Origin of the sequence: Chitinophaga sp. sic0106 (genome assembly GCF_019219075.1) — a bacterium.
Classification (GTDB): Bacteria; Bacteroidota; Bacteroidia; order Chitinophagales; family Chitinophagaceae; genus Chitinophaga.
In genome coordinates this window covers 1-14,066 of record NZ_JAHUWJ010000034.1, presented here as the reverse complement: position 1 = coordinate 14,066, position 14,066 = coordinate 1, and the positions used below count along the sequence as shown (strand labels likewise).

Genomic DNA, 14,066 nt, shown 5'->3' with positions numbered 1-14,066 from the left:
GACAATCATGCAAAAATACGAAAAATAAGCCTGATTTCAATAAAAAAAGTACTGTTTTTAAGTGGGATGGATGTATGATTTTACCGCTATATTTTGTCGGCCCCCACCGTCTCTTTTATGCCCTGGAAAATAGTTTTCCACACCAGGTTAAAAAACGACTTGTGGATATCCCTTTGAAGCGCGGGGTGGGTAACCCTGGTTTTCTCGCCAGGTAAGGGGTTGCTGTCGCGCACCACCATCAGGTTGGCCAGAAGGCTGATCAGCCCTTTCCGCTCAAACTCTTTACTTTCCTTGTTCTGCTTCAGAATGGCGATTTTCAGGTGGTCGTACAGTAGTTTGACTTCGCCGGCGGCCTTGCGTTCATCGCCGCGGATACGGAAGGACAGTTCATGAATATTGCAGCTTCTGATCTCCACCTTGCCCAGGGGCTTGGTAACGGGGTTAAGCTCCCGCCCATTCAGGTCTTTCAATTCGCCGGATACATTGAAATTACCATTTTTACTACCCAGTATAAAGTCGAAATGTGCGGTTAACTTGCCGCTGCCCATGAGTATGGCGTCGAGTCTGGCGGTAAGGTGGTCGTTTTTCTTTACCAGGGAATCAATATTGGTAAGATTGCGGAAATGCCCGTTGACGTTACTGAATCGCAGGGTGCCAGTCCGGTCTGATTCGGGGCTGGTTTCCATATAATGAATACTGAACCGCCTGCCTATCAGGGTGTCAATGGCTACCGGCACCCGGAGTTTAGCCAGCATCTGGTTAGGATACTGCCCCAGCTTGTCGCCCGGCGGCATCGGCAGCCGGCGGTCGCGGTATACCTCCAGTTTCCCGCCGTTAATGATCAGCTTATGGGCCCAGATCTGCTGGTCCTGCAATAAACGCTTAGGGTTAAGATTTTTAAGGCTGACATCTTCCAGCACTACATGGTAGTAATCCTGCTGATAACCCAATTTTCTGTTGAATGCCTCTTTTTCATAACGGGGATTGAGCTCTACCTGCCTGATTTCCAGTGCCTGGTCGGCAGCTACATACCGGATGCCTTTTACATTCAGGTAGTACAGGCTGTCTTTTGTGCGATGCACATAGTCTTTCATCCCTATTTCATAATTGCGGGCATACAGAAACCGGGTAGGATCATCCAGGGCGAGGGAGTCGATCAGAAAATCGTTTACCCGCACGTTCAGGTCCTTAAACTGGTGAATCACCGTGGAAGAGTCCTTTTTGGTAAATTTATACCGGAAATTGGTACTGTCCAGGATCAGTTTACCAATGAGTATGGATTTTAATTTCGGGGAGATGTTTTCGTACGCAGTTTTAGGTTTACTGGTATCCACTACGTTTGCGTCCTGCTCCATTACAATGCTTGGCCCGGTCACTCTTAGCAGGCCGGCGTTGATCTCGTTATTGCGGAAATAACGCCAGGGTTTGAAATATTTTAGTTCCAGTTTTTCCACACTTACGAGGTAGATTTCGGAGGGGGCAGTTTGGTTTGCTAACATTCGCTTGTACACAGCAGTGTCCAGGAGCATGCTGGCTTTATCAACGGTGACGCTGCCGGACAATACATCCAGCTTTACATCTTTGTATTCTATTCGGTACAGGCTGTCGGACAGGTCCTGTACATAGGATTTCAGCTCTCTGCGGATTAATTTGTTCCAATGGTGGTTCAGGTACCATGCTGTACCCAGCACCAGGACTATAAGCCCGCCGAGTACGATGCCGATCACTTTCAATGCCTTGATAATATGAAATTTCCTTTCCATGTATATAGCTGTAAACGAAAATTACGCCAAATGGTTGTATCTGGATAGCAGACCTACCTATTGAAGTATTGAAAAATTTCGATGAATTGTAACCTGCGTGTCAAAACCATTTTGAATTAATTCTGAATGCCTAAATTTGTGACGATCTTAACACACTAGCGCGATGAAAGAAGTACAGGAAATATTAGCACTGGCCATTCCGCAGCCAGCCATGAGCGATCAGCTGCAGCTGGTGGAGCAGGACCAGGTGTCTGTGCCTGACTGTCTGGACTTCAGCCTGCAGCGTTTCTCTTATGAAGCGGCTTTGCCGGTAGAAGATGTGGCGATGGTGGTGTATCAGCCTGCCAAGCGCGGGCATGCTGCTGCCATTGAACTGCGCTATTGTGTGGCAGGAAACAAATATTGTAAAAACCCTGGTTGTACCGATCAGCTTTGTGTGGAAGGTAAAAAGGGCAATTGCAATGAAAAGGACCCTTCAGTGGACCTGATCACCGTTAGATTTCAACCATCATTTATACAATCGTTACAAAAGGGCAGTACTACGGTTTCCTTCCTGGAAATGCAGTCCCGCAAACCTTTTGTAAAAACCATTCAGCCATGCACCAAATCCAAGTCAGTATTGGAAACTATGGTGCACCATAACTATGAGGGGATGTTGAAAAACATTTTCCTGCAGAGTAAAGCGCTGGAGCTGTTGCTATTCAGCTCTGACCAGTTTATCCAGAATGATACGGATGAGCGCTATGGCTGCCGCTTCCTGACCCAGATGGAAGACCGTGAGAAGATTGAGAAAGCAAGAGCAATCCTGCTGGAACAGCTGGACTCCCCGGTTACTATCCGCGATCTGGCACGCAGAGTGGCTATGAATGAGTGTTACCTGAAAAAAGGTTTCAAAGCGATGTATGGCACCACTATCTACGACTACTTCCAGAAAGAACGTATGGAGAAGGCCAAGGGCCTCCTGTACGAGAAAGGAATGTCGGTATCTGAGGTGGCGATGCTGATGGGTTATTCCTGCATCTCTCACTTTTCTACTGCCTTTAAGAAGCACACCGGTTTAAAACCCTGTGAATTACTGCTTCGCTAAGCCCTTACCCAATAAGGGTTTGCAGTATTTTCCCAATTTGATCATTACTTTTCCCGATCCGATATAGTGAAGAATAAATATCGTTGCATCTTTGTGTCACGATAAGCGGATATCGATCCGCAATTCCTAAAGCTTCCTTATCAGATTTGACCATGGAAGAAACTTTACTGGCAGATAAAAAGTAAAGCCATAAATAATACTTGCATTCAATATCAAACACCATTTGACTAAATGCAAAAATTTGCCAGAAATTTTTCGACCACATTATAAGGTCGCCTTGCATCCGCAGGGCGACTTTTTTTGTTTCTCGCAATGTTTATAAGCCAGCAAAGACTTATTTGGTGTAAGGTGCCTTCGGCACCAGGAGTGCGGTCTTTTTTTCACGCAAAGCAGCAAAGCAGGTAAGCAGCAAAGGTTTGTGTTATGTTGTTTTTTGCAAACGCCTGAAATATCAAAGTGAATATCAAGGTTTGTCAGCCATTGCAAAAGATCCTGATTCATAAAATGAAAAAACCCCGCCCAAAAGAGCAGGGTCTGTCCTATTTATCCCTATACCTATGAAATACGAATTTAATGTTATTCAGTGATGGTGCCTGCGTCGTTCAGTAGCACTGCCTTATCTGCACCATTATCCTGAATATTAACCTTATAGTAGGCAGCAACATCTGCCCTTTCTATTTTCCAACCATCTTTGATAGTTGCTTCCGGATATTTCGTCTTTAGTGTTGTTGACACTGACTCCGGTAATGACTGTGCGTCGAATTCGCTTCTGGTGCTTATCCAGCCTCCTTCTGCATTATACTGCGCAACAGTTTTAATATTTTCTTTCAGGAAACTAACGTTCCAAAATCCGGCACTAGTCTTTGTCCATTTGGCGTCAGTTGTACCTGCAAAATTCTGTTCAAAAGAGCTTTTTACTGCTACAGGTGCTTCCACCTTATGTGCAACAGTTTTTGTTTTCTTAACTGATTTTTTTTGCTGTGCAAAAGTTATGCCGGAAGAGACCAAGACCGCGCAAAAAATTAACGTCAACTTTTTCATAATAAGATATGGTTTTGCGTTGGGTTAAATTAATTACTAGGTTTCTCAATTCTTCCTTTTGGATACCAAAACAATGCCAAAAACGTAAAATAACTATACTTTATTGTAAATTACTAAAATATCTACAAAAAAAGTTCGAAATCCGGTAATTTATGTAAACTAACGCCTTTCGGTCCCGGGCTATTTTATTAACTTCGCACAATTTTAATCAATTATTGTATCATATAACATCAAAGGGCGGGGAATTGTTTTATGTCCAGCAAATATCAGGAATATAACCAACTGAATTTACCTCAGATAGAGAAAGATATACTCCAGCAATGGGAACTGCACCAGGCTTTTGAGAAAAGCGTGGAAGTTCGTGATGGAGCTACTCCGTTTGTATTTTATGAAGGCCCACCAAGCGCCAACGGCCTGCCTGGTATTCACCACGTGATTTCACGTACCCTGAAAGATCTTGTTTGTCGCTACAAAACCATGCAAGGCTTCCAGGTAAAACGTAAAGGCGGATGGGATACCCACGGTTTGCCCGTAGAACTGGGCGTGGAAAAAATGCTGGGCATTACCAAAGAAGATATTGGTAAAAAGATTTCCATCGCTGAATACAACGATACCTGTCGTAAAGAAGTATTAAAATATAAAGATAAATGGGACGAACTGACCCAGAAGATGGGTTATTGGGTAGACCTGAAAGATCCTTATATCACCTTCGATAATAGCTATATCGAATCCCTCTGGTGGGCACTCCAAACCCTCTATAAGAAAGGATTTTTATATAAGAGCGTAAGTATCCAGCCTTACTCCCCGGCTGCCGGCACCGGTTTGAGCTCTGCTGAGCTGAACATGCCAGGCACCTATAAAGATGTAAAGGACACCACAGTTGTAGCCATGTTTAAAGCGCAGCAGGCAGCTAATTCCCAGTTCCTGTTTGATGCAGCCGGTAACGATGAGGTTTACTTCCTCGCCTGGACCACTACCCCATGGACTTTACCTTCCAACCTCGGTTTGACCGTAGGTGGCAACATTGAATATGTATTGGTAAAAACCTTCAATCAGTACACCCACCTGCCTGTCAACGTGATCATGGCAAAGGTGCTGATGCCTAAATATTTCAAGGCTGAAGGGGAAAATGCTGATTTCGATGCCTATAAAGAAGGAGATAAAGTTATTCCATGGCAGATCCTCACCAGCTTTAAAGGTAAGGACCTGGAGAATATCCGCTACGAACAGCTGCTGCCATTTGCCCAACCTGAGGAAGGAGATCCTTTCCGCGTGATCGTGGGCGACTTCGTAACCACCGAAGATGGTACCGGTATCGTACATACAGCACCCGCTTTTGGTGCGGACGATAACCGCGTTGGTAAAAAATACGGCCTGGGCATCCTCACCCTCGTAGATAAACAGGGTAAGTTTACTGACAACGTCGGTGAATTCTCCGGTAGATATGTAAAAAATTACAAAGATGATCCGAACTACAAGGATGTAGATGTGGACATTGCCGTAAAACTGAAAAAGGAAAACCGCGCCTTTAAAGTAGAGAAGTATGAACATACCTATCCTCATTGCTGGCGTACAGATAAACCAGTACTGTACTATCCGCTGGATGCATGGTTCATTAAAACCACTGCAGTAAAGGACCGGATGATAGAACTGAATAAAACTATCAACTGGAAACCTGCCTTCACCGGTACCGGCCGTTTCGGCAACTGGCTGGAGAATATGGTGGACTGGAACCTGAGCCGCAGCCGCTACTGGGGTACGCCGCTGCCGATCTGGCGTACGGAAGATGGAACTGAGGAAAAATGCATCGGCAGCATCGAAGAACTGAACGGAGAAATCCGTAAAGCCAACGAAGTGCTGGGCGGAGATGTGAATAAGTCCTACCTGCACGAGGGGATCCTGGATCTGCACAAGCCATATGTGGATGATATTATCCTGGTGAGCGATTCCGGCAAGCCTATGCGTAGAGAACCGGATCTGGTGGACGTATGGTTCGACTCCGGCGCTATGCCTTTTGCACAGCAGCATTATCCTTTTGAAAATAAAGAGGCGGTTGACGGACGTCAAGCGTTCCCTGCGGATTTCATTGCTGAAGGTGTGGATCAGACTCGTGGATGGTTCTACACATTGCACGCCCTGGGTGTGATGCTGTTTGACAGCGTAGCATATAAAACAGTGGTCTCTAACGGTCTTGTACTGGATGCCAACGGTATGAAAATGAGTAAACGCCTCGGTAACGTGGTGAACCCATTTGAAACGATAGCGCAGTACGGAGCGGACGCTACGCGCTGGTATCTCATCACCAACGCCTCTCCATGGGACAGTCTCAAGTTCGATGTGAAGGGCGTAGGCGAAGCGCAGCGGAAATTATTTGGCACACTTTATAATACGTATAACTTCTTTGCAATGTATGCTAACCTGGATAATTTCACTTTCAAGGAAGCATATATACCGCTGGAAGAACGTCCGGAAATTGATCGTTGGATCATTTCTGTATTGAACTCACTGGTGAAAGATGCCACTGCTTACTTCGATGATTATGAGCCTACGCAAGCAGGCCGTGCAGTCGAACGCTTTGTAGATGAGCACCTTAGTAACTGGTATGTTCGTTTATGCCGTCGCAGATTCTGGAAAGGTGATTATGAGCATGATAAGATCAGCGCCTACCAGACCCTATACGAATGCCTGGAAAAAGTGATTCAGCTGATGGCGCCGGTATCTCCATTCTTTACTGACTGGATGTTTAATAACCTGAACAAGGTTACCGGGCGCAGCAGTGCGGCTTCTATCCATCATACGAACTTCCCGGAGGTACAATCGGAGGCGATCGATCCGGACCTGGAAGAAAGGATGCAGCTGGCCCAGGATATTTCTTCCCTGGTATTGTCTTTACGTAAGAAAGTGAATATCAAGGTTCGTCAGCCATTGCAAAAGATCCTGATTCCTATAGCAGACGCTCACATGCAGGAGCAAATCGCCAAAGTGGCGGACCTGATAAAAAGTGAAGTGAATGTTAAAGGGATTGATTATCTTACGGAAACGGAAGGTTTTATCAAGAAAAAGATTAAACCTAACTTCAAATCTCTCGGTGCTAAAATGGGGGCCAGGATGAAAGCGGTAGCCGCGGCAATCACTGCCTTTACCGATGCCGACATCGCTGCCCTGGAAAGAGACGGTCATTATACTTTGACAGTGGATGGCGAGCAGGTGCAGATACAACTCTCTGACGTTGAGATCATTTCCGAAGATATTCCTGGATGGACAGTAGCCAATAAAGGTGCACTCACCGTTGCACTTGATATTACTATTACTCCCCAGCTGCAGGATGAAGGTAACGCCAGGGAACTGGTGAATCGTATCCAGAAGATACGGAAAGACAGCGGTTTCGAACTAACTGACAGAATTGATGTTAAAGTAGCTGCGGTAGATTCCCTGAAATCAGCGATTATTAACTATAATGACTATATTTGCACGGAAATTTTGGCAGATAGCTTGGATGTAGTAGCAGCACTACAAGAAGGTACAGAAGTAGAGGTGAACGACCTTAAATTCAATGTATTAGTTAACAAAAAAAGCTAATCCCCCATGGCAACAAAAAAGAAGGTTGCTAGCAAATCGACCCAAAAGGCAGCTTCGGCGAAGGACGTCAAAAAGAAGGCATCACCAGCAAAGAAAGCTGCACCAGCTCCGGCCAAAAAAACGACACCCGCTCCTAAAAAAGCGGCTGCGAAACCGGCCGCGACCAAAGTTGTAAAGCCAGCTGCTTCTAAAGCCGTGGTAGCGAAATCTTCCGTAAAAAAGGCCGCTCCGGCGGCCGCCAAGCCTGTTGCTAAGAAGGCTACTGCCCTCCAAAGCAAAACACCGTCCGTTAAAGCAAAAGTTGCTGTACCTGCAAAATCGACCGTAAAAAAAGAACCTGCTGCAAAGCAGCTAGTGGTGACCAAAAGCGTTTCCGCTGAAAAACAGAAACCATTAATTTCTAAGTCAGAAGAAAAAGAACTTAAAACGATGGCAGTAAAGAAAGCAGAACAAGTTGCTAAGGAGAAAGAATCCGCAAAAAAAGCAGTGGAGAAACCAGTTGTAAAAGCTGAAAAATCAGTCAAGGCGGAAAAATCCGCAAAACCCGAAAAGACTGAAAAAACCGAGAAAAAAGGTACAAAAGCCGGTGCAACTGTAGCTTACCAACCTGAATTTACCAAATCCGTACTGGATCAACCCGATGCTCCGGTTGGACCCGTATTCAGGTATAGTGATGCTGACCTGCAGGAATTCAAAGACCTTATCCTCAAAAAATTAGAGGCAGCTAAAAAGGAACTGATCTACCTGCAAGGCCTGATCACCCGTAAGGATGAAGCCGGTACCGATGATACTGAAAACAAATATATGAGCATGGAAGACGGCAGCGGTTCTCAGGAAAGAGAACAGCTGAACCAGATGGCCAGCCGCCAGATTCAGTTCATCGATCACCTGGAAAAAGCCCTGGTACGTATCGAAAACAAAACCTACGGTATTTGCCGCGTAACCGGTAAACTCATCGATAAGGCACGTTTGAAAGCAGTACCTCACGCTACCCTTAGCATCGAAGCCAAACTGGCTAAAAGCAAATAAGCTTTACACGCACAAGCGTAAAAATAAAGCGCCCTCTCATTTACTTGAGAGGGCGCATTGTTTTTTATGTACTGCTTTACCGTTTCAGTGTTAACAGGCTTCCTTCGCCTTTTTCTCCTTATTACTGGACCGAAGCGCTAAATATAGCAACCCTGCCGCACCAAGGCCTACCAAACTACCAATACCAATCCTCGTCGCCTGACGCTTGTCTATTTTAATTGGAGGAATTTTTATACCTTTTTTAACAGACGCTACATCCGGAACAATCTCCAGCAATGGTTGCAACGATAGCCCGGTGATGATCTTGTCAGCAATCTTTTCTACAGCGGAACGTTGATATTGTGGACAAAATGCAACACCTATCCCCGCATTTACCAGCAACTGTTCGTCATGCTTACCATCTCCCACATAGATAATATTTTGCGTGGCAATCCCATATTCCTTGGAAATGTGCGCCAGCAAATGCTGTTTGCTATACACCCCCAGCTGCATAAATTGACTGCCTGGCGTGAATTCCCCCGTGGCAACACTGTTGATCAGCTGAATCTTGTTGGCAAATACGAAGTCCATTCCCAGCTTGTTCTTGATATGCCGCGCCACACAGCCATAACTCTCCGTTACCAATCCGCACACATATCCCCTGCGCTTCAGCTCACGGACTACCCCTTCTATACCTGGTATTATAGGAATCGCATCCGCTACCTCCAGTAATTCAGCCAGGTTACGGCCTTCAAATAAAGCAGTGATCTTTCTTAATCTTTCTATCGGCGACAACTCCGCTGCCTGTATAGCGAGAAAACGCTGTTCCTCATCAAACGCGATAGCGGCCCATTGCAGGTAATCCTGCGTAAATACGGCGTGATCCAGGTTGAAGATGACCATCTTCTCCATTTTTTCAATGGACTCCAGAATGGAATACTCCATCTGCTCCCGGATAACATTGATATTACCGAGGGTTTCCAGGTTTTCAGACGGAATGTTTTCCGCCTTGCGCAGGATGGTGCGGGAAACCTCCCGCGACATCTTACTCAGCTGTTCCCACGTTTGCATGGCGTTTTCAATGCGGCCAATGTTCGCTTCCGCGATCCGTGCACCTTGCAGGTGTACATCTATCAATAACCCAATATCAACACCATAATCATTTTCAAAATGTACAGTGGTAAGCAGGTTTTTTCTGGCTGCAATCATGCCGCTGAGAGGCTGCTGAAAATGCGCGAGCTCCGGATACAGGATACTCAGCAGCGGCTTGGCCACCAGTTGTGTGACCCTGCCCGCCTGCCTTTCAAAGTAGGATTTAACGAAATCAGCTTCGTCATTTTCAATAGGAATGGTTAATAAGTCAATAATATTGTCGGGGTAAGTAAGAATATCACCATCTACATAGGCAATTATATCTCCTTTTGCTGCCATCATTCCTTCCCTCATGGAAATACCTTTGCCGCGCTGGCTACTGGTAATGACACGCACGTCTTCCTTCATCGCTTCAGCTACTGTGGTATCTGTTGAGTTATCATCTACCACAATAATTTCAATCTGTCGGGATGTCTTCTTTATCGTTTTTATAACCTGGCGAATGGTTGCGCCTTCGTTTAATACAGGAATTACGACTGATATCATAGGGTTCGCTATGTTAAAGGTTAAAAAAAAATTCTGCAAAGAGCTGGTTGGCATTATCAGCAAGCCTTATAACAAAAACGATACCACAAAACCCGCTACTGCGGCCCAAAAAAAAGACGGCACCCTTGCAAAGGTGCCGTCAATCGTGTATTCTACGACGTTATATTATTGTTACTTGAACTCCTGCATCTCTACCAGGCGTTTATATATACCCCCTTTCGCTAACAGCTCCTGGTGGTTGCCACGTTCCACAATTTCCCCCTGCTCCATTACTATGATTTCACTGGCATGCTGGATGGTGCTGAGCCGGTGCGCAATTACAACTGTAGTGCGACTCTCCATCAATTTATCCAGGGCTTCCTGTACCAGTTTTTCTGACTCGGTATCCAATGCGGATGTTGCTTCATCCAGGATCATGATCGGTGGATTTTTGAATACAGCACGTGCAATGGTGAGGCGCTGACGCTGACCACCACTGAGTTTCATGCCACCATCACCGATGGATGTTTCATAGCCGTTTTCCAGTCGCTCGATAAATTCATGTGCATTGGCAATTTTCGCAGCGCGGATAACATCTTCCAGATTAGCATCCGGATGACCAAAGGCAATGTTGTTAAACACGGTATCATTAAAGAGAATGGCTTGTTGAGATACTACACCCATGAGTCCGCGGAGGTCATCAAGTTTTAAATCCCTCACATCTGTACCATCAATAGTTACCGTACCTTCCTGCACATCATAGAACCTTGGAAGAATATCTGCCATGGTGGATTTGCCTGCACCGCTTCTTCCTACCAGTGCAATAATTTGTCCCTTATCTATCGTCAGGTTTACGTTTTTCAGTACCGGATTTTGCTCGTATGCAAAAGTAACATTCTTATACGCGATAGACTTCTCGAAAGCCTTTACCGGTAAAGCGTTGGGCTTTTCCTGTATAGCTACCGGCGTATCCAGTACATCAAAAATGCGCTCACTGGATACAAGGCCTTTCTGAATGTTAGTGATAGAGGTAGATATATTCTTTGCCGGTTGCAGAATCTGTGAGTACAGGATCAGGTACGTGATAAATACAGAACCAGTCAGGGTTGGATTCTCTCCAATTACCAAACTGCCACCGTAAATGATCAATATCAGGATAACAGAAACGCCCATGATTTCAGATATTGGAGATGCCATTTCACGCTGGTTATACATGCTGCGGCTGGTTCTGATGAATTGATGATTGACGTTTCCGAATTTTTCCTGCATGTAGCGGGAAGCGCCAAAAGACTGGATGATACGGATACCACTGATGCTCTCTTCGAAAATACTGATCGTTTTGGACAGCCAGGACATGCTCCAGTGGCCCTTCTTCTTGAGTTGCTTACTGATATAGGAGATTACCAGTCCCGAAATCGGGAAGTAAAACAACGTGAATAAGGTGAGCTTGAATGAAATATAAAACAGGGTAGCGAACGTGAAAATGATGATAAACGGATCGCGTAGGAATATCTGGATAGCGTTTACCACATTGGATTCTATCTCCTGTACATCATTGGACATTACGGTGAGTAAATCCCCTTTCTTTCGGTTATGGTAGAACGACAGTGATTGCTCTGTCAGTTTTTTATAGAGATCGTTACGCACCCTTTGCAGCATGGTCATGCGCAGGCGGGTGATCACACGGGCGCTCATGTACCTGCCGGCATTGGCGATAATCGTACAGGAGGCAATAAAGAGACCCACAAATACAAGGGCCCGCATTTTGTCCTGTACAAAGAGGGCGCTGAGATGGTATTTAAATAAAGTAGTAAAATAGTCGATAGTAAGACTGAACTCCGGTTTTACGAGGTTCTGTGCCGCCTTTTCTGAACTCATCTGGTTAAACAGCAGGTCGAACAGGGGTATTAATGCCGTAAAATTCACCAGTCCGAATATGATACCTATGATGGTATAAATCAGGTATTCAGGCAGGTAATGATGCAGCGGTGTCGCATATCCCAATAATCGCTTGAAAGTCTTCATTCCTGTTTCTTTAGTCTTGATTGTAAGAACAGGCAAAAATAGGTTAATTTCGCACCGATGCCCGTATTTATTAACGAAAAAACTGAACGACATGCAGGAAACTAAGAGGCAAAAACAAATTGGACAGTTAATTCAGGAAGAATTAAGTGATATATTCCAGCGTATGGGTTTCAACGTACTGGAAGGAGGAATGATTTCCATTGCTGCCGTGAAGATGACGCCGGACCTGCTGGAGGCGAAGGTATACCTGAGTATGTTCCAGATCAAAGATCAGGATGGTATGCTGGGCCGTATCAACGAGCGTATGGGAGAAATCAAGAAAGCGCTGGGACAGCGGGTTGGCAAGCAGCTGCGCCGGGTGCCGGAACTGACATTCTTTCTGGATGAAACCCTGGACTACGTGTTTAAAATGGAGGAGTTATTCAAGAAAATCAAGGAAGATGACTCCAATATCAAAGGAAATACTGATATCAATAAAGACACAAAATAATAAAAGTCCCGCTACTGGCGGGGCTTTTAGCTTATCCATATGATCTGGCAATTTGCATCCCGATATTTCTGGGCCAAGAAATCGACCAATGCCATTAACATCATCGCCTGGGTGAGTGTGGGAGCGATTGCGGTGGGTGCCGGAGCGTTGATTGTAATCCTGAGTGTATTCAACGGATTTGAAGGCCTTGTAAAATCACTTTATTCTTCTTTTTACCCTTCTGTTAAGGTCGCGCCGGTGAGTGGCAAAACGATCCGGCTGAATGCTGTGCAGCTAAGGCATATTGCTGAGGTGCCGGGTGTAGCGGCCTATACGGCTGTTATTGAGGAGAAGGCGGTGCTCCGTTACGGGGATGAGCCTACGATTGCCGTCCTGAAAGGGGTAGACAGTAACTATACCAGGGTAGCTGAATTAAAAGGTAAGATTGTAAGGGGAGACTTTAACACCGGCGATGAGGACGGCTACGGCGCTGTTTTAGGGCTGGAGCTGGAAGGTGCGCTGGGAGTAGATGTAAAGCATAGTCTGACCCCTATTACCGTATATGTACCCCGGCGCAGTGCTACTTCCTTTACTATTCCGGAGGAGGCGTTAAACAGCGGGGTGGTATATCCCAGGGGGACTTTTGCGATACAACAGGAGTTTAACAGCAAGTACGTCATTACCCATATCAACTTTTTAAGGAAGCTGCTGGAGATGGGGCCTGATGAGATGTCGGCCCTGGAAGTGGCAGCAGTTCCCGGTTTGAGCGAGGATCAGCTCAAAAAGCGGATTGTGGCGGTGCTGGGACCTGATTATAAGGTGCAGACCCGCTTTGAGCAGAATCAGTCGCTGTATGCCATCATGGAAACGGAGAAGTGGGTGGTGTATGTGATCCTGAGTTTTATCCTGGTGATAGCGGCCTTCAACATGGTGGGTTCGCTGTATATGCTGGTCATTGAAAAGCAGAAGGATATTACTATTCTCAAGGCGATGGGCGCAAGGAATTCGCTGATCATGCGGATTTTTCTGGCGGAGGGGTTGATTATTGCGGGGATAGGCGGTGGTTTAGGTTGTGCGCTGGGCGTGGCTTTCTGCTTATTGCAGCAGCGTTTCGGGCTGATTAAACTGGATGGTCAGTCGTTTCTCGTAGATGCGTACCCGGTAATTATGTATTGGGGAGATTTTGTGCTGGTGTTGATTACTATTCTCGTAATAGGAACGGCGGCGAGCTGGATACCGGCGAGGCGTGCCTCCCGGGAGCTGATGGCTTTAAAGGCTACCTGATAAGATTTTTTAACTTGTTTAAGATATTGCTGCGGGAGCAGCTATAAACGTAAAAAGGAGGCCGGTGGCTAGTCATGGTCGGAAGAAATTCCGACCATTTCTTTATGTTTTGAAGTAAATATCAGGATTTCCGCCACATAAGACAACGATTTGAGCAATTGCCAGATCCCTGACTTCCATAGCCATGCGCCTT

10 protein-coding genes are annotated in these 14,066 nt (G+C 45.7%); 5 read left to right on the top strand and 5 right to left on the bottom strand.

Going from position 1 to position 14,066, the window contains the following annotated elements:
- Positions 1 to 86 precede the first annotated feature (86 nt).
- A complete protein-coding gene (locus KW844_RS28690) occupies positions 87 to 1,763 on the bottom strand; it encodes a hypothetical protein (RefSeq protein ID WP_218380212.1) in 1,677 nt (558 codons plus the stop codon).
- 163 nt (positions 1,764 to 1,926) lie between these two features.
- Here KW844_RS28690 and KW844_RS28685 point away from each other — a divergent pair, with 163 nt between their 5' ends.
- Positions 1,927 to 2,850, top strand: coding sequence for an AraC family transcriptional regulator (locus tag KW844_RS28685; protein ID WP_218380211.1), 924 nt, complete (start codon positions 1,927 to 1,929; stop codon positions 2,848 to 2,850).
- Positions 2,851 to 3,426: 576 nt separating this feature from the next.
- Here the strand turns inward: KW844_RS28685 and KW844_RS28680 are convergent.
- Entirely contained in the window at positions 3,427 to 3,891 is a 465-nt protein-coding gene (locus tag KW844_RS28680; RefSeq protein WP_218380210.1) for a PepSY-like domain-containing protein, read from the bottom strand.
- A 252-nt stretch (positions 3,892 to 4,143) separates the two neighbouring features.
- Here KW844_RS28680 and ileS point away from each other — a divergent pair, with 252 nt between their 5' ends.
- The gene (ileS, locus tag KW844_RS28675; RefSeq protein ID WP_218380209.1) at positions 4,144 to 7,470 is read left to right on the top strand and encodes an isoleucine--tRNA ligase; all 3,327 of its coding nucleotides are present in this window, start codon (positions 4,144 to 4,146) and stop codon (positions 7,468 to 7,470) included.
- On the opposite strand, the gene KW844_RS29250 is transcribed toward ileS, so the two are convergent.
- A complete protein-coding gene (locus tag KW844_RS29250) occupies positions 7,467 to 7,994 on the bottom strand; it encodes a hypothetical protein (RefSeq protein WP_255578684.1) in 528 nt (175 codons plus the stop codon). The two genes, ileS and KW844_RS29250, sit on opposite strands and share 4 nt — an antisense overlap.
- Here KW844_RS29250 and KW844_RS29530 point away from each other — a divergent pair.
- The gene (locus tag KW844_RS29530; protein ID WP_370626522.1) at positions 7,957 to 8,499 is read left to right on the top strand and encodes a TraR/DksA family transcriptional regulator; all 543 of its coding nucleotides are present in this window, start codon (positions 7,957 to 7,959) and stop codon (positions 8,497 to 8,499) included. The genes KW844_RS29250 and KW844_RS29530 overlap by 38 nt on opposite strands.
- Before the next feature lie 90 nt (positions 8,500 to 8,589).
- Here the strand turns inward: KW844_RS29530 and KW844_RS28665 are convergent, their stop codons facing one another.
- Together KW844_RS28665 and KW844_RS28660 are read right to left on the bottom strand one after the other, a co-directional pair.
- Positions 8,590 to 10,116, bottom strand: coding sequence for a glycosyltransferase (locus tag KW844_RS28665; protein ID WP_218380207.1), 1,527 nt, complete (start codon positions 10,114 to 10,116; stop codon positions 8,590 to 8,592).
- A gap of 171 nt (positions 10,117 to 10,287) precedes the next feature.
- The gene (locus tag KW844_RS28660) at positions 10,288 to 12,120 is read right to left on the bottom strand and encodes an ABC transporter ATP-binding protein (protein ID WP_218380206.1); all 1,833 of its coding nucleotides are present in this window, start codon (positions 12,118 to 12,120) and stop codon (positions 10,288 to 10,290) included.
- A gap of 91 nt (positions 12,121 to 12,211) precedes the next feature.
- Here KW844_RS28660 and rbfA point away from each other — a divergent pair, with 91 nt between their 5' ends.
- Both rbfA and KW844_RS28650 read left to right on the top strand, forming a co-directional pair.
- The gene (gene rbfA / locus KW844_RS28655) at positions 12,212 to 12,610 is read left to right on the top strand and encodes a 30S ribosome-binding factor RbfA (protein WP_218380205.1); all 399 of its coding nucleotides are present in this window, start codon (positions 12,212 to 12,214) and stop codon (positions 12,608 to 12,610) included.
- 39 nt (positions 12,611 to 12,649) lie between these two features.
- Positions 12,650 to 13,873: an FtsX-like permease family protein gene (locus KW844_RS28650; protein WP_218380204.1), complete on the top strand. Its 1,224-nt coding sequence runs from the start codon at positions 12,650 to 12,652 to the stop codon at positions 13,871 to 13,873.
- Positions 13,874 to 14,066 lie beyond the last annotated feature (193 nt).